Origin of the sequence: Rhizobium sp. 10PS4 (assembly GCF_032464805.1) — a bacterium.
GTDB lineage: Bacteria > Pseudomonadota > Alphaproteobacteria > Rhizobiales > Rhizobiaceae > Rhizobium > Rhizobium laguerreae.
This window is the reverse complement of the sequence record NZ_JAWDIW010000001.1, coordinates 1-20683: the sequence shown is the minus strand read 5'-3', so window position 1 is coordinate 20683 and position 20683 is coordinate 1. Positions and strand designations below refer to the sequence as shown.

The window sequence follows — 20683 nt, the reverse complement described above, 5'->3', positions numbered from 1 at the left end:
ATTGAGGACGATGAGCATGACCCCCGATTTGCAGCAGCGCTTCTCGAATCTCGGCGAGAACGATATCGACGTTTTGATCATCGGGGCGGGCATCAACGGTGCCGGCCTGTTCCGCGACCTCTCGCTACAGGGTGTCAATTGCCTGATCGTCGACAAGGCCGACTTTGCCTCCGGCACGAGCGCCGCACCATCGCGGCTCATTCACGGCGGCCTGAAATATCTGGAAACGGGTGAGTTCGGACTGGTTGCGCAGTCGACGCTTGAGCGCAACCTCCTGCTCAAGAACGCGCCGCATTGCGTCGAGCCGCTGCCGACCTTCATTCCGGTCTTTTCCTGGACACGCGGAATCTGGGCAGCGATCCGGACGCTCTTCGGGTCGAAGACGGCGCCGCGCAGCCGTGGTGCGGTTCTCATCAAGATCGGGCTTCGGCTCTACGACTTCTTCGGTTCGCGCGACCAGGTCATGCCGCGCCACCGGCTGATCCTGAAGAAACAGGCGCGCAAGGAAATGCCGCATATTACGCCTGCCATCGTCGCCGGCGGCATCTATTACGATGCCAAGATCAGCAGGCCGGAGCGGCTCGTCTATGAGCTCGTGCGTGATGGTCTCGACGCGAATGCGGGGAGCCTCGCGGCGAATTTCGCGACACTGGCCGCCGTTTCAGACGGGCGTTTGACCTTCCGGCAGCCTGATGGTCGCGAGTTCGGCGTCGCTCCCAAGCTGGTCGTCAATGCGGCAGGTCCTTGGATCGATCACGTCAACACGTTGCTCGGCGCTCCATCGCACCTGATCGGCGGCACGAAGGGTTCCCACATCCTGCTTGACCATCCCGAATTGGTGCGAAGCCTCAACGGCCACATGATCTATTTCGAGGCCGACGACGGCCGCATCTGCCTGGTCTACGACTATCTCGGGCTGGCGCTGGTCGGCTCGACCGACATTCCCGCGGATGATCCGGACAACGTCTCCTGCGAAGAGCCCGAAACGGAGTATTTCCTCGAAAGCGTCCGCTCGCTGCTGCCGACGCTGCGCTTCGATCACAACCAGATCGTTTACAGCTATAGTGGCATCCGCCCGCTACCTGCATCGGATGCGACCGTACCGGGGCTGATCAGCCGCGATCACTCCGCGCCGGTGAAGGAGCCAGAGGACGGCAGACCTTTTCCGATCATTTCGCTGGTGGGAGGCAAGTGGACGACATTCCGCGGCTTTGCGGAAGAGGTCGCCGACACCATTCTCGCCCGGCTGCAGCGCAGCCGCAGCCAGTCGACGCGCTATCTCGCGATCGGCGGCGGCAAGGCCTTTCCGGCTGAGGCCAAGCAACGTAACGCCTGGATCAGGGATATGGCGTCACGCAGCGGCGTTGTTGCCGAGCGAGCTGACGAACTGCTCGGCCGCTACGGCACGACGGCTGTGGCCCTGCTTTCTTCCCCCTCAAGCTATTCCGACGAACAGCGCCTGACCGGTGCGTCGCGTTACAGTTTCCGGGAGATCGACTGGATCGCCCGGAACGAACTCGCCGTCCACCTGTCGGACATCGTGATGCGCCGCACGACGCTTGCGATCGAGGGCCGGTTGACGCTGGAAGGCCTGCGGGAAATCGCCGGCGTTGTCGGGGCGGCGCTCGATTGGAATGCCGAACGAACGGCAAGCGAAATCGAGGATGTTGTCAGCCAGCTGAGCCGCTTCCACGGCCAAGCACTGACGGGCGGACCTGTCGCCGCCGAGCCGGAAAAGGCACCCCGCCCGGCCTCGGGCTAGAACAGGATGATTTTAGGCCGGGTCGGCCCAAAATCTAAATCCTGTTCTACATTATATAGTGAGAGCATGATGTCGTCCGAAAACCGCTTCACACTTTTCGGCATCATGCTCTAGCCCAGTTTCAGGAGAAAGCCGGATCGAGTGAACCGGACTTGTAACGCTTCGCCATTTCCGCAACGGGAAGGGGCGTGATGCGGCCCGCCATACCGGCCGTGCCGAACTGTTCGAAGCGCTCCTTGCAGAGCTTGGTCAGCGCCGTCATTGCCGGCTTCAGATATTTGCGCGGGTCGAACTCGCTCGGGTCCTCCTGCAGCACGCGGCGGATCTGACCGGTCATCGCCATTCTGCCATCGGTATCGATGTTGACCTTGCGCACACCGTTCTTGATGCCGCGCTGAATTTCCTCGACCGGCACTCCCCATGTCGGCTTCATCTGACCGCCATATTTGTTGATGATCTCCTGCAGCTCGATCGGGACCGAGGACGAGCCATGCATGACGAGATGCGTGTTCGGGAGCTTGCGGTGAATTTCTTCGATGACGTTCATCGCCAGCACCGAACCGTCCGGCTTGCGGGTGAACTTGTAAGCGCCATGCGATGTGCCCATCGCTATAGCGAGCGCATCGACCTTGGTTTCGCGCACGAACTTCACGGCTTCGTCCGGATCGGTCAGCAGCTGGTCATGCGAAAGCTTGCCCTCGGCGCCGTGGCCGTCCTCGGCCTCGCCCATGCCGGTCTCCAGGGAACCGAGAACGCCGAGTTCGCCTTCCACCGAGATGCCGCCGAAATGCGCCATATCGGTCACCATCTTGGTGACGCCGACATTATAGGCCCAGTCGGCGGGCGTCTTGGCGTCCGCCTTCAGCGAACCATCCATCATCACCGAGGTGAAGCCCGCCTGGATCGCCGTCATGCAATTGGAGGGATCGTTGCCGTGATCGAGATGCACGCAGACAGGAATATGCGGATAGATTTCGACGACGGCATCCATCATGTGCTTCAACATGATGTCATGGGCATAGGCGCGGGCTCCGCGCGACGCCTGCATGATAACCGGCGCATGACACGCGTCGGCGGCTTCCATGATGGCGAGCGCCTGCTCCATATTGTTGATGTTGAAAGCGGGAACGCCGTAGCCTTCCTCCGCAGCATGGTCGAGCAGTTGCCTCAGCGTAATGCGTGCCATCCAAGATTCCCCCATATCGATGGTCGATCGAAACGCCGCCATCTCTTCGAAACTAGAGCCCAGGCGCGAGCCGTTCAAGCGTCTTATTTTAATAGGCAAAATGGCATAGGAGGATGAATGTAACAAGCAATAATAACAATATCACAACGAGTATGATATTTCTCAGCAGTCATTTCGTACCCACAAGCCGAAAGAAATTCCAACATTTGCTGAAGAGATGGGGCGCATGGTCTTGCCGGCGGTGGCGAGAGCTCTTCAGCCGGGCACCCCTGTGGCCGCTGCGGTTGTGACTTATGGACGACCAGCATCAGCCTCGACTTAAGGCTGATGCAACCGAATGGGCGATATCCGGCAACTGGGGTCAGATCAGACCGTATTGTTCCGCCTTATTGCGTAGGAACGGCAGGCCTTTGCCCATGACCTCTTCCATATCGCGTGCAACGGGGCGCCAGACGGCCAGGCCATAGGCGACCTCAACCGGCATGTTGATGAAGCTTTCCATCGCAAGCCCGCCCTTGAATCCGATTGCGGCAAGCGCGGCATAGATCGCATCCCACGGGATGTTGCCGTAGCCCGGCGTGCCGCGGTCGCTTTCGGAAAGATGGATGTACTTTAGGTGATCGCGGGCGATCAGGATGCCGTTTGCCGCACCCTTTTCCTCGATATTCATGTGGTAGGTGTCGAGGTGAACGAAGATGTTGTCGGCGCCGACACGCTCCACCATGTCGACGGCCTGCTGCGCCGAATTGATCAGGTGGTTCTCATAGCGGTTCACGGCCTCGACACCGAGCTGGATGCCGTACTTCCTCGCATGTTTTGCCGCCGCGTCGAGCACTTTGGCGATGTTGTCGTATTCGCCTTGCGTCGGCGGCACGCCGGTACGCTCGCCGATGCCGCCGAAGATGACGCCGGACAGAGCTTCCGCGTTCATTTCCGCAGTCTTTTCGATCGCGACCTTCAGATGCTCGATCGCCGCATCCGGGCGAACGGATGCCCAGGCATGTTCCGGCAGGCCGAGCGAGCAGACGGCGCGCAGCTTGTGCTTTTCGAGCAGGTCGCGGGTGTGTTTGGTATCTACAGCCGGCGCATTGAGCAGCGCGATCTCGATGAAGTCCATTTTGTAATGCACGGCTCCGGCAATCGCCTTCTCGGCGCCTGCGCGATCCCAGTTCATGGTCCACATGCTGGTGTGAACGCCGAAACCTTCCATGGTCGTATCTCCTATTTCACGATTCTGATGAACTTGGCCGAGAGCCATCGCAGCACCATCACGACGATGAGCAGGATGCCCCAGACGGCAGTGGTGAGATGCTGGTTGGCGCCGAGCAGGTTGAGCCCCGAAGAGAGGAGCTGCAGCACGATGAGCGCCACGAAAACGGGCAGGACGCGGCCGAAGCCGCCGAAAGGATTGATGCCGCCGAGAAAGCAGGCGAGCACGGTGATCAGCAGATAGGACTCACCGTGGCCGACGCGCACCGAATTGAAGCGCGCAAGCATGATGATGCCGGCAACCGCCGCCATCACGCCGGAAAGCATGTAGACCAGCACCAGGACCTTGCGGGTGTTGATGCCGGAATAGCGGGCAGACTCAATATTGGAGCCGATCATGTAGGTGGAAAAGCCGAGCTTGGAGCGCGAGAGCAGGATGTGGCTGGCGATCACGCAGGCGATCAGGATCAACAAAGGTACCGGGATGCCGAGGATGCTGCCGTGGCCGATCGGAGCGATGAAGGTGGGGAAGCCCGAAATATCGCCGCCGCGTGTCAGGAACTCGCCGAGGCCGCGCAGGAAGATCATCATCGACAGCGAAACGAGGATCGGATGGGCGCGGGTAAAGGCGATGACCAGGCCCATGACCAGGCCGCTTGCCGCGCCGACGGCGAGCGCCAGAGCCGAGCCGAGCAGGAAGGCGCCCGGGCCGGCATCGATGCCGCCATTGGCCTGCAGCGTCCAGGCGAGCGTCAGGCCGGCGATGTTGGCGGTGAAGGTGATCGCAAGGTTGAGGCCGCCGGTGAGGATCGGCATCAGCATGGCAAGCGTCAGGATGCCAAGCTCGGGAAGCTGAAAGGCGACCGATCCGAAGGTCGCGCTCGTGAGGAAATGCGGCGAGGCGACACCGAAGACGATCAGCACGGCCGCCAGTGCGGCGAGGGGACCGGCCATGTCGGCCCCGAAGATGGCGTTGAAGCGGGCGGCGAGCGCGTTCATCAGCTCTCTCCCCTGTCTGCAGGCCTGTCGCCGGTCAATTTGCGAGTCGCAAATACCGGCACCAGATTGCCGATGCGGGCGCTCGACAAGGTGATAGCAACGAGGATGATCGCGCCGACGATCATCTTGAAGGCGAAGGGCGAGACGCCCATCAGGTTGAGGCCGTTCTGGGTGATCGAGACGAGCAGCACGCCCAGCACGCAACCGAGCACCGAGCCCTTGCCGCCGCCCAGCCGCGCGCCGCCGAGTACCACCGCAGCCAGGACATCGAGCTCGCGGCCATAAAGTGCATTCGGCACGACCTCCTGCGCATAATGCGCCTGCATGAGACCGGCGATGCCTGCCATCAATCCAAGCCAACCGAAGGCGATGAACTGCATGGCGCCGATATTGACGCCGAAGCGGCGCGCCCCTTCCGGATTGTCGCCAAAGGCATAGAGCTGCCGGCCGGTGGTCGTGCGGGTAATGAAGAGCCAGGTGGCGAGCGTGCAGACGGCCATGACGACAACCGGCAAGGTGATCTCAGCCCAGCTCCCATCGGCCATTTCGCGCTCGTAGATGATGACGCGGGTCGTCAGCCAGTCGGGCAGATTGTAGATCGACACGCCCTTGGTGAAGAACATCAGCAGGCCGAAATAGACGTTGAAGGTCGCGATCGTCGCGACGATCGAGATGATCCGGAAGCGGTGGATCAGGAAGGCGTTGATCATCCCGAGCACCATGCCGATACCGGCCGCGATCAGCAGACCGGACACCCAGCCGCCCCCGCCGATCCGCTCAAGCGCCAGTGCAGTGACATATTGCACGATCGAGGCGGCGACGGCGAAGGAGATGTCGATGCCGCCTGATATCAGCACCACGAGCAGGCCGACGGCGAAGATGATATTGACCGCGCTGATGTTGAGCAGGTCGAACCCATTGCCGAGCGTGATGAAGCGGTCGGTCGTAAAAGCCAGGACAATGCTCATCGCGATGATGACGGCAAACAGCACGAATTCCGTCGTATAGGCCAGGAACAGCTTACGCATAAACCGTCGCCTCCAGGTCCTTCAGTGTGGTCGCGCGCGGATCGTACCAGCCGGCCATGTGGCCCTTTTCCATATGGATGATCCGATCGGCGTTGAAATAGACCTCCGGCACCTCGTCCGAGATGAGGATGATCGCAAGCCCCGCCTCGGCAAGGCGCGCTACGATTTCGAAGATGCCGGCGCGGGCGCCGACATCGACGCCCACCGTGGGCGCATCGAGGATCAGCACCTTTGGATCGGTGGCGAGCCATTTGGCAATGGCGACGCGCTGCTGGTTGCCGCCCGAAAGCGTCGAGATCGCATCGTCCTGCCTGCCGATCCTAACGCCGAGATCGGCGATCCAGCGCGCGACGAGCGAGCGCTTCTTTTCAGGCGAAATGAGCCGGCCGCTCAGGATGCGGTTGAGCGAGGCCATGACCAGATTGTCGGCGATGGATTGCGGCTGGTTGAGACCGAGCGAAAGGCGGTCTTCGGAGAGATAGGCGACACCTGATGTGATCGCCTCGCGGTTGGAGGCAAAGCGCACCGGCTTTCCCTCCAACACGATCGTTCCGGAGGCGGGCCGGCGCATGCCGAACAGCGTGAGGGCAAGTTCGGTGCGCCCGGAGCCAAGCAGGCCGGTGATCCCGAGCGTCTCGCCACGGCGCAGATCAAAGGAGATGTCCTCGAACTCGCCAGGCCGGGAAAGCTTGCTGACAGAAAGCACGACCGGGTTCTGCGATACGTCGCGGGCGACTACATTCTGGTCGAAGGTGCGCCCGGTCATCAGCTCGGTGATCTTAGAATGGGTCATGCCCTCCACCGGATAGACCCCGACCAGCGCGCCATCGCGCAGCACGGTGATGCGCGAGGAGATTTCCAGCACTTCCGCAAGACGATGGCTGACGAAGACCACGGCAACGCCCGAGGCCGACAGCGTGCGCACGATCGCCAGCAGATGATCGGTCTCCGACTGGGTGAGGGAGGCGGTCGGCTCGTCCATGAAGACGATCCGGGCCTCTCCGACCAGCGCGCGGGCAATGGCGACGATCTGGCGCTGAGCGATGGCGAAATCCTTAAGGGGTCTGTCGACGTCGAGGGTGACGCCGAGGCGGGCGAGTGCTTCCTCGGCTATTCCGCGGATCGCGGCATAATTGACGAAGCGCGGGCGCGAACCGGAAAGGGTCTGGAAGGCGATATTCTCAGCCACGCTCATTTCCGGAAAGAGCGCGAGATCCTGCCAGATGATCTGGATGCCGCGGGACTGGGCCATGCCTGGCGTCATGTGGGATATCGTCTCACCGTCGAAGACGATCTCGGCGCCGTCAGCAGGCCGATAGACGCCGGAGATCACCTTGATCAGCGTGCTCTTGCCGGAGCCATTTTCGCCGGCCAGGCAATGCACTTCGCCGGGCAAGACTTCGAAGGAGACGTCTTTGAGCGCCTTGACACCGCCGAATGTCATGTTGATGCCGCGAAGCGAAAGAAGCGGCGTGGCCTTCACACCATCATCCGTTGCTGTGTTCATGCCGGTTGCCCGTCCAGTCGAATGCCATAAAAGTCAAATGGTCCGGCCATGGCCGGATACCGCTCTCTTTCCCGAACGCCGGGCCGGTCGACATGGACCAGCCCGACACCCGGGGAGGGGGCCTCTTCAGAGGCCCATTGCGGCCAGGTCGTCGACCGTATCCTTGTTGATCGGCAGCAGTTGATCGACGATGATGTCGTTACCAACAGGCTTGATCACGCCGAGACCCGGAATGTCATCACCTTCCTTGACGCTCTCGCCCTTGATCAGGCGATCGGCGAGCGTGACGAAGACTTCGCCGGCCTGTTTCGGATTCCACATGAAGCCGCCCGATATCGCGTCGGCCTTGATCAGCTTCTGGCCCTGACCGGGCGAGAACGGGCCGAGCACGAAGATTTTGCCCGTCTTGCGGCGTTCCTCGATGGCGCGCCCAGCGCCGATCGGACCCTGGCTGCCGAAGGCGAGGAAGCCGGTCAGATCCGGATGCGCGGCAATGAGATCGAGCGCCGTCGAGCGGCTCTTGTCGACGTCTTCCGCCACGCCGTAGCGCTCACCGACGAGCTTCATGTCCGGGTAATTCGCCTTGATATAGGCGATTGCGGCATCCGCCCAGGCGTTGTGCAGCGGCACGGTCAGCGAGCCGACGAAGACGGCATATTCGCCCTTGCCGCCCATTTTCTCGGCGAGCAGCTTGCCATGCGCTTCACCGAAGCCGGTGGCCGATGCGAGCTCGAAATTCCAGTCGGCGCCCTTCTGCGAGGGCGATTCATGCGTAATGACCTTGATGCCGGCGGCCTGCGCCTTGGTCAGCACGGGCTCAAGCACCTTGGCATCGTTCGGAACCACGCCGATGACCTTGACGCCTTGGGCAATCAGATCCTCGATGGCGCGCACCTGCAGCGCCGGGTCGGCGCTGGTCGGGCCAATCATGAAGGCATCGACCCCCAGTTTCTGGCCCTGTTCCTTGATCCCGGCTTCCATCGCGTTGAACCAGGGAATGCCGCCGATCTTGACGACAACGCCGACCTTCGGCGCGTCCTGCGCAAACGCGACCACCGCCCCGGCAAGCGACAGCGATGCGGCAAACGCCGCTACGATAAGGCTCCTCATCCTCACTCCTCCTCAAAGGTCGCTCATACGAACGACGACCACCGGCCGGTTTGCGGCAGGTTGTTCCTGATTGCTTCTTGGCGAGGGAATACCCTTGCCTCCCATCCCGCCTCCTCCGGCGAACCATCTTTGCACAATCGATCTTTCTTTTTTGCACAATCGATGGTGCAATGACTATCGATCAAGGCGGGGCTTTCGTCAAGAGGGGTTTGTTTCTAAGGGAAGCGACAAAGGAAGGCGCGATATGACCAACGTCAGCAGGAAGAAGGCGACCATCTACGATCTCTCGATCCTATCGGGTGCGTCGCCTTCCACCGTGAGCGCCGTGCTGAACGGAAGCTGGCGGAAACGGCGTATCAAAGAGGCGACGGCGCAGCTCATTCAGAATCTGGCAAACGAGCACGGCTATACGGCAAATCTGCAGGCCCGCGGCTTGCGTTCGTCCCGCTCCGGTCTCGTCGGTCTTCTGCTGCCGGTGCACGACAACCGCTATTTCTCCTCGATGGCGCAGTCTTTCGAGGCGCAGGTCAGAAGCCGCGGCCAGTGCCCTCTCGTCGTCAGCGCCTGTCGCGATCCGGAGGAGGAGCGCAAGGTTGTCGAGACGCTGATCTCCTATTCGATCGACGAGCTTTTCATCGCCGGCGCAACCGATCCGGATGGCGTGCACAAGGTTTGCGAAAAGGCTGGGCTGAAGCACGTCAACATCGATCTGCCGGGCACGCTGGCGCCGTCGATCATCAGCGACAATCATGAAGGTGCGCGCATGCTGACACAGGCGATCATCGAACGCGCGCAGGAGGATGGCCCACTTTCACCCGACGATCTGTACCTGTTCGGCGGCCGCAACGACCATGCCAGCCATGAGCGAATTCGCGGCTTTCGCGACGTAAAGCGCGCATTGCTGGGCGCGGATCCGGACGTCTGCATCCAGCCGACCGGCTATTCCCCCGCCATGACGGCGCGCGCCTTCGAAGCCTTCTACGAAGGCCATGGAAAGCTGCCGCGCGCATTCTTCGTCAATTCCTCGATCAACCTCGAAGGGCTGATGCGCTTCCTCGCCCTGCACCCGCATGAGACCTTCGCCGATATCATCGTCGGCTGCTACGACTACGATCCCTTCGGCTCCTTCCTGCCTTTCCCCGTCTTCATGATCCGGCAGGACAGCGAGGCGATGATCACCAAGGGGTTTGCGATCCTCGACGCAGACCGCGGCCCAGCAATTACGCATCTGGTGCAGCCGACCCTCGTGCCCCCACGCACGGCGCTGATCGGCCCGCTCGATGCGCTGAAAGATATCGAGTAATGCATCCTGCCTCGTTTCGCTACGATCAAGGATGGCGGAGGATGCTTGGCGTGCAGCTTGCACCACATAGGCGCGCCTGACGAACACGATGAGCACGCTAAAAAGAGCCCACTACCTCCAGTTCCATAAATAAGGGTTACACATCAGCGGCTTATCCTGAGTAAGGCGTCGCCGGTTCACATCCCTTCAAGAGCACTAAAAACGGGCGGGGCCTCGGCTGAGTGGTACCGGTTTACAACGATTGCTTCGAGTCTTTCTCGCAACACCTGAGCGGGAACTGTAATCTTGGAAGGATTTGGCTGGATTAGAGCGATTCAGTTACGGTATCGGTAGGACTGCGAAGCGATTTGCGCGAGCGGGACAGCTAGAGACAGCACGTCCACATCTCCTAAAGCAGGATCTTGATGAACGCGGATATGATAGCCGCCTGGGCGGTGGAAAATGGATTCCATGCGATGGATTCCGGGAATTATCGTCGCCATGACAATGCAGGCGTGATCACGATCGAGATAAAGAGGATGTCATTCCTCCTCATCGATGAGAGGCAAGGCTTGCGACCCCGCCTCATATCGCGGTTGTTCAAAGACATATCCCTCACAAGCGGGAGCGGCCGCTTGCAGGGTCTACTTGACCACAAACGCAATCATTGAGCGCTGCCCTTATTCGACAGCCCAACCAATTCAGGTGGCGGATCATGGGCTGATGCCGATGAGCACCGTCGCAAACGTTCTACACTTTCAATATTTCTTCTTGCGAACGATCTTGTTGCCGCGTGGTCCGCTCACGACCGGTGTTCGGTCGCGGTTTTCTGCAAGCAGGTTCCGCCAGCGTTCCAGGCGATCGGCGACCAGAGCACCGCTTGCGACAGCTGCCTGGACCGCGCACCCAGGTTCATGGGCATGGGTGCAATCGCGAAAGCGGCAAAGCGGCGCCAGCTCGGTTATTTCAGCAAAGAGGGTGTCTATACCGTCGGCACCATCACTCACGTAAAGCGTTCTTATTCCCGGCGTATCGATGACCCAGCCGCCGCCTGAAATTGCATGCAGGGATCGCGCCGTAGTTGTGTGGCGGCCCTGCGCGTCATATTCGCGGATGGTGCCCGTCTTTTGCTTTGCGTCGGATTCAGGCCCGGTCATGGTGTTCACCAGCGTTGATTTTCCGACACCAGAAGATCCCACCAACGCAACCGTCTGGCCAACGCCGCACCAGGGCCTCAACAGGGAAACGGCGTCCGCGGAGCGCCCATTCAAGGCGATGACTGGCAGGTCACGCTGCAACGCCTCGGCTTGCGCCTGGAATATGCCGACATCTTCCGCGGTGTCCACCTTCGTTAGCACAATCACCGGATTGCTCCCGGCCTGGTTGGCCATGATCAGGTAACGTTCCAGCCGAGCAAGATTAAAATCGGCATTGCACGAGGTCACGATCAACAGGGTGTCGATGTTGGCGGCAACAAGTTGCTGGCCACGTCCGCCTTCCGGGCGTCGCTGAAAGACGCTTTTTCGGTCGAGACGTCTGATAAGCATGTCAGTCAGTGCATCGGCAAGAACCCAGTCGCCCACCGCGTAGTCACCGGTACTGGTATTAGATGGAAATTCCAGTCCGACCGGCCCGGTGACATCGATTGCCTCGATGCGTGCCCGGTGAACTGAAGCGATGCGTCTGGGGATCAAGTCCGCTTCGCTGGGCTGGACCTGGTCAGCGAAGAATTCAGACCACCCAAGCAGTTCCAGCGATGAAGAAAGTTGGGAGCTGGTCAAATCTTGTTCCACTTTCAGTAAGGCTGCCATAAAGGGTTTTGAATGATCTTCCGCGGCGTTTCGCCTAGCGTGGATGATCCCGTTTTGGCAACGAGGTTGCGTAAGCAGCAGCTTCGCCGGGGTAGGGGAAATCGTCCCCGAGCTGACGGTCCCCATCGTAGACTTTGAAGGTAGGCCCTTCGACTTCAACGATCTTATAGCCATTCACGTATTCGATCTTCGGTGTTTTCCAGCCCATCAAAGCTCTCCAGTGCGGTCCGAGGGTTGTGTCTCTGAGGATGTGCCAAGACCTCATACACAGCGATCTATGACCTATCAGGTGCTTCACGATTAGCCAACGCCGGTTCGATCCCGCTCAAGGCCGTCGTTCGTCTGTAAATTCGGCGAAGCGTCACCGCCAGGCTGGTTTACACGTGATCAATAGCGCACGATGGCGATCTCCCCCGACCAGAACGGACTGACCTTCAATCTCGCAAGGCTTAGGGAAAGCACCATGCATGCCGCGACGACCTGCTCGTTTGGGCCTTGCGCGGAACCAATCGCGCGGCCAAAAACCGGCAGCACAATAAGTCACCCGTTGACGCTTCGAGCAATCGCAGCGCTACCGCCGCCGGCAGCCCGGCGCGTAGCAAGCGCCTTGGCCGAGAAGAGCGCGTAAATGATCAGCGGAAGACAGACGAGATAGGATGTCCGGATGCCAGCATGTTCGGCAATGAAGCCGAGCAGCGGCGGCGCCAGGAAGAAGACGACAAAGCTCATCTGGCCGAGGGCGGCGACGTTGAGATACGCCGCGCGATCTGTGCGTTGGGCCGCCGCCGAAACGGCGAGAGGATAGACCGCGCTGCAGCCGGCGCCCATCAAGGCAAAGCCCACCAGCGCGACATAGGGATGCGGCGCCGCCGACACGGCGCAGATGCCGATCGCCGAAAGAACAAGCAACATCGTGGCGACGGCCCGCGCGCCAAACCGATCGACCAGCGGATCGACGAATAGGCGCGCCAGCGCCATGCAGAAGGTAAAGAGCGTCAGTCCCAGTCCGCCGATGAAGGGCTCGACCGAAAACACATCGCGCATATAGATCGCCGACCAGTCGATCCCGGCGCCTTCGACGAGAAAGGCCGCGATGCCGATCACGCAGAGCGGCATTAGGCCCCAGGTGGGAAGCGCTACCAGCGGCGCCTTGCCTTCATGCAACGCGATCCGCGCCGGTGCATTCCGCATGCCGGAAATCGCCCAGATGCCGATGATAAGAACCGTGACAAAGGTCGCGGCGAGATGGAGTTCCATCGAAATGCCGGCTTGGCGGACGACGGAGGAGACAAGTGCTGTGACGAAGAAGCCGAGGCTCCAGAAACCATGCGCCCTGTTCATCACGCCGCGTCCTAGCTGCGCTTCGATGCGGTCGATCTCAACATTGAGATTGATCTCCAGCGCCCCGGCGAGCAGCCCCTCGACGAAGAGCACACAGAACACGAGCGGCGCCGCACCGATCCACGGCACCAGCGACAGCAGCGCAGATGTGCCGAGAACAGTAATGAATGCCGTCGTACGCGCGCCCAGCCGGGCGATCAAGGGCGAAGATAAAGTCAACGAAATCAAGGCGCCGATCGCAGCCCCTATCAGCGTCAACCCCAACTCGGACTTATTGACGCCCATCGCAACCTGCAAATCCGGCATCCTCGACAGCAGCGCGCCCAGCGACACAGCGAAGAGAAAGAAGCAGACATAGATCCGCTGCTGCGGCGCGATTTTCATGATGCAACTCCGGGGATTGACGCGTCGACGCAAAACACGCGCGTATGGACCTGGGATGTCTATCTCAGAGGGCCCAAGATCGAAACTAGTTTCTGAGGGAATGCGTCGGAGAAGGTGATCTTGGGGAGCGGCGCGATTTGCCGAGCCGCGGTAACGTGTGCGTGCCGCTTGATCAAGGTTTCAAGCTTGCCGCCGCGATTCCAAATGCGAGCTTCGTACCGCTTGAGAGCAAGAACCATGTGCTCGTGCCGGACGAGGCCTGCATGTAACGTGTTTCAAGCCGAATTTGCTGCCTTCCTCGGGTAGAAATCGGTCGAGGCAGCCGCGCGCGGTTCGTGGGGCTATCTCACATCAAGCCTCCCAACGATCTCCTTTGGTCCAGCAGGTGCGTCGCTTTTCGCCGATACAGATTGAGGAGCTAGTTTGACAAACTTTGCCAATTTCAGTTTAACTTGTGCGCAGTATGGAGGCCCAAATGGCCGACTGTGGCGACGGCCATCTACCCATCGCTCTCGTTTTTCGTACCCGACTCGGGTAACAACACAGCCAGGCGGCGGCGCAACTCATTTCTGAAAATTGCGCGTGCCTGCGCGATTTCATGGAAACCGATATGCGCAACGAAGCGCATGACCGTAGAGACGGAGACGCCGCAGTCGTCCGCGATTGAGGTCGCGCTACCAAAGGCCATGAGTTCCGGTTTGGCCAGGACCCTCTTCGCCACATTCTCGACGCGAAGAGGGAAGGTGACGTGGCGGCAGGCGATGGCCGACTTCAGCTCTTCGAAACTTGCCGGCGGGCTGCATAGATTGCGGATATGCTGCGACATTTCTTGGCACACTCCGTCTTTTGCGATCCGGCCTAGAGGCTGGACAGCTGAATTGTCCTGCGTTCGGTAATCGACGTGATACAGGCGAGCGCGATGGCAAGCGCATTGCGGGCATCTTCACCGGTCGGGCCGGTGACGGAGCCTGTCCTTATGGCGTCGACGAAGGAGGCGAGCTGGGCGGTGTAACCGTGGACAAAGTGATCCGTGTCACGCCGCCAGGTATCGTTCGAAACTCCGTTCTTGTCGTAGAGCGTCATCGAGGAACGGCGTACATCGCCCATCGTCACCATGCCTCCGGAGCCGAAGACCTCACCGCGGATGTCGTAGCCGTACATGGCGCAGAAATTCGCCTCCGCCACAGCGATCGAACCGTTGTCGAAGCGGATGGTGACGACGGCGGTGTCGTGAAAACCCTTTCTGGCAAAGTCCGGTACCACGAGGGCATCGGCAATCGCCGTCACCTCGATCGGGGTTGCTTTCGGGTTCAGCCACAGCAGCGTGTCGAAGTCGTGGATCAGCGTCTCATAGAAGATCGTCCATAGCGGCGTCTTTTCCGGGTTGCCGCCGTAGGGACCCGGGTCTCGCGTCAACGAGCGAAGAAGTTGGACGGAACCAACTTTGCCGGCGTCGATCGCCGCGCGGCCCTCGTAAAAAGCCTGGTCCCAGCGGCGATTGAAACCAACCTGGAGCGGTACCTTGGCAGACTTTGTCTCAGCGATCGCCTCGTCTGCTTCCCCGAGCGTCAGCGCCATCGGCTTTTCGCAGAAGACCGCTTTTCCGGCCCGGGCGGCTTCCACGACGACGCTCGTGTGGAAACGCGCCGGCGTGGCGATGATGACGCCATCGATCTCCGGATTGGCGAGGAGCTCCGATACGCTGGTATAGGCTTTGGGTGCATCGAGCGCTGCCGCCAGTTTTTCGGCAGCGCCCGGCGCCGGATCGGCGACGGCGAGCAAATTGGCATCAACCAGGCGCCGGGCGACGCTTTCGGCGTGGAACGAACCGATGCGGCCGGCACCGATGAGAGCGAGATTGACGGGACGGTGGGCGGGCATGGAAAGCTCCTGAAAATGCTGCTGTCGGATCAAAGGGAAAACGCGTCGCGAAAGCGGGAAAGCGCCAGCTCGTCATCGCCGGAAGGCCAGGCTTCCATGCCGATCGTGCCCCGGTAGCCCATCTCATTCAGGGCGCGTGCGATCGCCGGATAGTTGATTTCACCAGTGCCCGGCTCTTTACGGCCGGGAACGTCGGCGACCTGGATTTCACCGATATGTGGAAGAGCGGTGCGGCAAAGCTCGATCAAGTTCCCCTCGCCGATCTGTGCGTGGTAAAGATCGAGGTTGAGCTTCAGCGACGGCCGGTTGACGGCCGCCACCAATGCAAGAGTGTCGGCGGCCTTGGCAAACGGCGTCTTCGGATGGTCAACAGCCTCGTTCAGGTTTTCGAGCACGAAGGTGACGCCTTCCTCCTCGCCGAGATCGGCGATACGCTGTAGGGTGTCGTACGCCTTCAGCCACATGGCGCCAGTGACGATTTCCGATTTGACGACGGGCAGACCCTGCCCGTCGAGCCCGGTGCCGTGCAGGTTGAGGCGTGGGCAGTTGAGTTCCTTGGCGACGGGGATCGACAGGCGCGCTGTGCGCAGAAGCTCATTCGCACCTTCCTCGTCTGCCAAAGTGCCGGTCACGTATCCGGTCATCGACGAGAAAGTGGCGCCAGATTTTGCGATCGCCTTGATATCGTGTTTCGTCCAGTCCCAAATTTCCGCCTGGAAACCGAGTTCTGTGATCCGTTTCAGCCGATCAAGAACGGGCAGGGAGCGAAACACCATTTCAGCGCAGACTGCGAGCATGAAAGGCGAGGATTTTAGGATCGTGGTCATTTCTGTTTCCCAATGCTTGTATTGCTCAGATCGTCCCGCCGAGCTCGTGAGAAATCACCTGCAGTTCCTTGCCGCCGGCCATGAGGTTCTGCAGTTCCTCGAGAGAAATCTCGCTTTTGTCGAAGGTGCCGAGCGTCTTTCCACGATTGAGAACCGTGAAGCGGTTCCCGACTGCAAAGGCGTGGCGGACATTGTGGGTAATAAAAATTACGCCGAGGCCTTTTTGTTGGACCTGGTGGATGTACTTCAGCACCATTGAGGTCTGGGCAACACCCAATGCCGACGTCGGCTCATCGAGGATGAGGACCTTGGCTCCGAAATAGACGGCCCGCGCGATCGCCACACATTGCCGCTCGCCGCCGGAAAGGGTGCCGACCGCCTGGTTGGGGTCGCGGATATCGATGCCGATCTTGTGCATCTCCTCGCGGGTCACCTCGCTGCAATACTTGAAGTCGACATGGCGAAACGGAGGAATGCCCTTTACGGGTTCCCGTCCCATGAAGAAGTTTCGCGTGATCGACATCAGCGGGATCATCGCCAGATCCTGATAGACGGTTGCGATCCCGGCATCGAGCGCATCGCGCGGACTGGTGAACGCGACTGGCTTTCCCTCGACCAGGAAATCGCCGCCCGAAGGACGGACCACACCCGACAGCGTCTTGATGAGCGTGGATTTCCCAGCTCCGTTGTCGCCAAGCAGGCAGAGCACTTCGCCCTGCGATACCTTCATCGAAACGCCCGAGAGAGCGATGACGGAGCCGTAGTGCTTGACGATATTTTTGACTTCGATGACGGGCGGAGCGGTTTCTGATTGGCTACCAGTCATGATCAGCGTTCCCCTGTCACTTTGCGGCGGATGAAATTGTTGAAGAGAACGGCCAGCAGCAGCATGGAGCCGAGGAACACCTGGAACCAGTCAGAGTCGAACTTCGTGTAGGTCAGGCCGATCGAGACGAGGCCGAAAATGATGGCGCCGAAAAAGGCGCCGATCGCCGAACCGTAACCGCCGGTCAGCAGACATCCGCCAATCACGGCAGCGATAATCGCCTCGAATTCCTTCTGGAAGCCGCGGCGCGCGTCCGTCGAGCCGGCGTCTAGAACCGTGATGATGGCCACAAGCGCCGCGGCGCAGGCCGTGAGCGCGAAGAGCCCCGTCTTCACGCGATCGACCGGTACGCCGGAGTTTCTAGCCGCATTGGGATCGCCGCCGGCGGCAAAGACCCAATTTCCGATCCGAGTGCGCAGAAGAACCCAGGTGGCAAGCCCGGCAATGGCGATGAACCAGACCACCGACACCGGCACGCCCGTGACTTTCGGAACGCCGTTGTCGAACTTCTCGACCAGGCCATGGGCTGCAAGCCAGCTGAAAAGATCCTGGAAGGCGACGCCTGAGAACAAGCGCTTCAAGAGACCGTCGCCGACGACCTCACCTATACCGCGAAGCTGCGTTGAGCCGCCTGTCGCCCATTTCAGGCCAACAAGGGTTAGACCCCGCAGAATGAAGAGGAAGGCAAGCGTGACGATGAACGACGGCAGCCGTGTCCTGATCACGATCTGTCCGTTCACCGCGCCCATGGCGGCTGCAAGCAGCATCGTGATGATAATGGAAATCCAGAGCGGTTGGCCGAAATTGGTCAGGGCCGCACCGAAGATCAGGCCCGCGAAGGCGACCATCGAGCCGATCGAAAGATCGAACTCGCCACCAATCATCAGCAGAGCTGCCGCAATGGCGAGAATTCCCAGCTGTGAGGCTGGGGCCAGGATCGTCATCACACCTGAAAGCGAAAACATCGAACGGTCTGCGGTAAGAAAGAAGAACGTCACCACCAGGATGAGGCCAGCAACCGCGCCGAGCTCGGGCCGACGCATCATATGTGTGAGAAAGCCCACCTGTTTGATGCGCTCGTCGGAGTTAGACGCATCTCCTATTTTTTGCTCAATCGGAGCCATGATACCTACCTCCCAATGGATGCAATTCGCCGAAGCGCCGAGGGCATTCCTCACGGCGCACGTCGCCTGTCGAACACCCTCTTCGAAAGCGGAGGGTGTTCGACAATCAAGCCTTTCGGCAGTCATGGATTAGCGGATGCCCTTTGCAGATAATTCGACGACCTGGGCGGCCTTTTCCTTGGTGATCAGGTTCGGACCGGAAGGCACGTTGCCGCCGGGGATCAGGCCGTACTTGGCATAGTTTGCGAGGAAGACCACGGGCAGATAACCCTGGAGGAACTGCTGCTGATCGATGGCGAAAGCGGCATCGCCAGCTGCGACAGCCTTCAGGAAGTCTGCAGAAAGGTCGAAAGTGGCGACTTTGATCTTGCCAGTCATGCCTGCATCGGCGACGGCAGCCAGCGACGGTTCGCCGGCAGTGCTTGCGCCAAGCGCCATAACGGTGTCGATGTCGGGATTGGAACTGAGCGCCGCCTTCACCTTGGCCCGAACGTCGGCCGGATCGTTGGAGACGGGTAGGACCGTAACGGTACCCGCAAAACCATCGGAAAAGCCCTTGCAACGCTGATCGAGGGAGACGTTGCCGACTTCCTGGTTGACGCAGATGGCAACCTTGCCGCCCATTTCCTTGAGCTTTTCGCCCGCTGCCTTGCCGGCGCTGTATTCGTCCTGGCCGACATGGAGGAGCGCTCCGAGCGACTTCGAGACATCGGAACCGGAATTGATGGAAATGACCGGAATGCCGGCGGCGACAGCCTTTTGTATGGACGGGCCCAATGCGGACGAATCCGGGATCGAGACGATCAGACCGGCTGGCTTCTGGTTGACGGCTGCGTCGATCAACTGGCTCATGGCCACCATGTCGAAGGTTTCCGGTGCGCGATAATCGATGCTGACACCGGCATCCTTGGCACCGGCGCTCACTCCGTTCTTGACGACGGACCAGAAGGGGTCGTTGGCCTGGCCGTGCGTTACGGCGATGATGTTGATATCCTGTGCGATGGCAACGCCGGATGCAGCGCCAAGCGCTCCAACCACGGCAGCGCCCAGCACGATTTTACGAAGAAACGATTTCATAAAAACTCCTCCCAAAGGGTGTCCCGCACCTCCGAGCGCGAGAACCACCAAAAACGCCTCAGACGGCGCGTCCTCCAAAGTTGCTACCGGGTGCATATTTTTGCTACCGGTAGCAAACGTGCATAGCTATAAGATTCTTGCTAAGAGAAATCAACCATTCATTTCGCATTCCGGCAGAAATGGAATAAACGTTTCAAACGGGAGGTTCGACTATGAAGCGAGCGACGGCGCAGAACGTGGCGATGGAGGCCGGCGTTTCAAAGTGGACGGTCATTCGTGCATTTACGCCGGGTGCATCGATCACGGAGGCGAGCAAAGCCAAAGTGCTGGAGGCGGCAGAGCGGCTCAATTATCGGCCGAACCTGTTGGCCAGGAGCCTTGCCACAAATTCTACACACCAGGTTGCAGTTCTCGTTGATGACTTCGCAAACCCGCACAAGCTTCCGTTTCTTGAAAAGCTGACCGCTAGCCTGCAGGCGGAGGGGCTCGTGACCATGTTGATCAATATCAATCAACACTACAACCACGTGCACGCCATATTGAATGCCGACCAGCGGCAGGTTGATGCGATCGTGCTCTTTGGTACGGCGTTTCGGGACGAGATGTTGACAGATCATAAGCTGGGACGCGGTGGGCCTCCGATGTTTGTTCTCGCTCGAGATAGCCAGATCGAAGGTGTTCCCGCTATTTCCTGCGATGCGGTCGTGGCGATTGCCGAGATCGGCAAGCACCTATTGGAAAGGGGATATCGGAGACCGGGATTTATGGCCGGGGCGCGTACATTGTCTACAGCGCTTGGCAGGCGGAGAAACTTTAAGGAGTTCTGGCGAACCGCTCTCGGCGTCGAGCTCGTAGAGATGTCTGCCGAGCGCTACAGCGCAGAAGCCGGCGCGCAAGCCGCACGGGACTATCTGTCCAAAGTTGCGCCGGAAGACCGGATCGATGTCCTCATGTGCGAAAACGATGCTCTCGCGTTCGGAGCGATGGATGTTGCCCGAAGCGAGTTCGGCTTACGTGTGCCGGATGATCTCGCCATTGTGGGCTTCGACAACGCTGCTCCTGCGGCGTCACCAGCATACGGCCTTACAACCTACGAGCAACCCACCGACCAGATGGTCAAAGCGGCAATAGACATGATTCTGGAAAGAGCACCGAGGGAGACGGTTAACTTCAAAGGCGAGCTTGTGGTGAGAGATTCGGCCTGATTGATCAAGCAATATAGGCCAAAACGTATTTGGGCAAAATCCTCCAGGCGACATCTTGTCCGGGGCGCTGCGGTTGATTGGTGCAATCACTTAGTTCCATAAGCTATCTTATGCGATATAGGCT

At 60.0% G+C, this 20683-nt stretch carries 19 protein-coding genes; 4 read left to right on the top strand and 15 right to left on the bottom strand.

The window, feature by feature from the left end; all coding sequences use genetic code 11:
- Nucleotides 1-10: 10 nt before the first annotated feature.
- The gene (locus tag RWJ89_RS00095) at nt 11-1762 is read left to right on the top strand and encodes a glycerol-3-phosphate dehydrogenase/oxidase (protein WP_077980719.1); all 1752 of its coding nucleotides are present in this window, start codon (nt 11-13) and stop codon (nt 1760-1762) included.
- Nucleotides 1763-1883: 121 nt separating this feature from the next.
- Here the strand turns inward: RWJ89_RS00095 and fba are convergent, their stop codons facing one another.
- The 6 genes from fba to RWJ89_RS00065 all read right to left on the bottom strand — a co-directional run bounded on the left by fba (nt 1884) and on the right by RWJ89_RS00065 (nt 8801).
- Nucleotides 1884-2948, bottom strand: coding sequence for a class II fructose-bisphosphate aldolase (gene fba / locus RWJ89_RS00090; protein ID WP_025397353.1), 1065 nt, complete (start codon nt 2946-2948; stop codon nt 1884-1886).
- A gap of 361 nt (nt 2949-3309) precedes the next feature.
- Nucleotides 3310-4158 (bottom strand): sugar phosphate isomerase/epimerase family protein, encoded by an 849-nt coding sequence (locus RWJ89_RS00085; protein ID WP_025397352.1) that lies wholly within the window; start codon nt 4156-4158, stop codon nt 3310-3312.
- 11 nt (nt 4159-4169) lie between these two features.
- On the bottom strand, nt 4170-5156 hold the full coding sequence (locus RWJ89_RS00080; protein WP_025397351.1) for an ABC transporter permease: 987 nt from the start codon (nt 5154-5156) through the stop codon (nt 4170-4172).
- Nucleotides 5156-6184: an ABC transporter permease gene (locus tag RWJ89_RS00075; RefSeq protein ID WP_132611901.1), complete on the bottom strand. Its 1029-nt coding sequence runs from the start codon at nt 6182-6184 to the stop codon at nt 5156-5158. Before RWJ89_RS00075 ends, RWJ89_RS00080 begins: the two co-directional genes overlap by 1 nt.
- Nucleotides 6177-7691 (bottom strand): sugar ABC transporter ATP-binding protein, encoded by a 1515-nt coding sequence (locus RWJ89_RS00070; protein ID WP_316030388.1) that lies wholly within the window; start codon nt 7689-7691, stop codon nt 6177-6179. The genes RWJ89_RS00075 and RWJ89_RS00070 overlap by 8 nt, the downstream gene beginning before the upstream one ends.
- Before the next feature lie 126 nt (nt 7692-7817).
- Nucleotides 7818-8801, bottom strand: coding sequence for an autoinducer 2 ABC transporter substrate-binding protein (locus RWJ89_RS00065; RefSeq protein ID WP_025397348.1), 984 nt, complete (start codon nt 8799-8801; stop codon nt 7818-7820).
- 244 nt (nt 8802-9045) lie between these two features.
- On the opposite strand from RWJ89_RS00065, the gene RWJ89_RS00060 reads away from it, so the two are divergent.
- On the top strand, nt 9046-10104 hold the full coding sequence (locus RWJ89_RS00060) for a LacI family DNA-binding transcriptional regulator (protein WP_077980721.1): 1059 nt from the start codon (nt 9046-9048) through the stop codon (nt 10102-10104).
- 404 nt (nt 10105-10508) lie between these two features.
- Nucleotides 10509-10754 (top strand): hypothetical protein, encoded by a 246-nt coding sequence (locus tag RWJ89_RS00055; RefSeq protein ID WP_077980722.1) that lies wholly within the window; start codon nt 10509-10511, stop codon nt 10752-10754.
- An 87-nt stretch (nt 10755-10841) separates the two neighbouring features.
- Here the strand turns inward: RWJ89_RS00055 and rsgA are convergent, their stop codons facing one another.
- The 9 genes from rsgA to RWJ89_RS00010 all read right to left on the bottom strand — a co-directional run bounded on the left by rsgA (nt 10842) and on the right by RWJ89_RS00010 (nt 19354).
- A complete protein-coding gene (gene rsgA / locus RWJ89_RS00050) occupies nt 10842-11894 on the bottom strand; it encodes a ribosome small subunit-dependent GTPase A (RefSeq protein WP_077980723.1) in 1053 nt (350 codons plus the stop codon).
- Between the two features lie 34 nt (nt 11895-11928).
- Nucleotides 11929-12102, bottom strand: coding sequence for a hypothetical protein (locus RWJ89_RS00045; RefSeq protein WP_165503784.1), 174 nt, complete (start codon nt 12100-12102; stop codon nt 11929-11931).
- 332 nt (nt 12103-12434) lie between these two features.
- The gene (locus tag RWJ89_RS00040) at nt 12435-13619 is read right to left on the bottom strand and encodes an MFS transporter (RefSeq protein WP_168255656.1); all 1185 of its coding nucleotides are present in this window, start codon (nt 13617-13619) and stop codon (nt 12435-12437) included.
- A gap of 499 nt (nt 13620-14118) precedes the next feature.
- The gene (locus RWJ89_RS00035; protein ID WP_077980725.1) at nt 14119-14445 is read right to left on the bottom strand and encodes an RpiR family transcriptional regulator; all 327 of its coding nucleotides are present in this window, start codon (nt 14443-14445) and stop codon (nt 14119-14121) included.
- A 32-nt stretch (nt 14446-14477) separates the two neighbouring features.
- Nucleotides 14478-15500, bottom strand: coding sequence for a Gfo/Idh/MocA family oxidoreductase (locus RWJ89_RS00030; protein ID WP_077980726.1), 1023 nt, complete (start codon nt 15498-15500; stop codon nt 14478-14480).
- 29 nt (nt 15501-15529) lie between these two features.
- Nucleotides 15530-16327 (bottom strand): TIM barrel protein, encoded by a 798-nt coding sequence (locus RWJ89_RS00025; protein WP_077980727.1) that lies wholly within the window; start codon nt 16325-16327, stop codon nt 15530-15532.
- Nucleotides 16328-16352: 25 nt separating this feature from the next.
- Nucleotides 16353-17153 carry an ATP-binding cassette domain-containing protein gene (locus RWJ89_RS00020; RefSeq protein ID WP_131641170.1) on the bottom strand — a complete coding sequence of 267 codons (801 nt, stop codon included), beginning with the start codon at nt 17151-17153 and terminating at the stop codon, nt 16353-16355.
- Between the two features lie 2 nt (nt 17154-17155).
- Nucleotides 17156-18277 carry an ABC transporter permease gene (locus RWJ89_RS00015; RefSeq protein WP_131641171.1) on the bottom strand — a complete coding sequence of 374 codons (1122 nt, stop codon included), beginning with the start codon at nt 18275-18277 and terminating at the stop codon, nt 17156-17158.
- A gap of 129 nt (nt 18278-18406) precedes the next feature.
- Nucleotides 18407-19354, bottom strand: a complete 948-nt coding sequence (locus RWJ89_RS00010; protein ID WP_077980730.1) for a sugar ABC transporter substrate-binding protein — start codon at nt 19352-19354, stop codon at nt 18407-18409.
- Nucleotides 19355-19566: 212 nt separating this feature from the next.
- Here RWJ89_RS00010 and RWJ89_RS00005 point away from each other — a divergent pair, with 212 nt between their 5' ends.
- Nucleotides 19567-20559 (top strand): LacI family DNA-binding transcriptional regulator, encoded by a 993-nt coding sequence (locus tag RWJ89_RS00005; RefSeq protein ID WP_168335474.1) that lies wholly within the window; start codon nt 19567-19569, stop codon nt 20557-20559.
- The last annotated feature ends 124 nt before the right edge of the window (nt 20560-20683 follow it).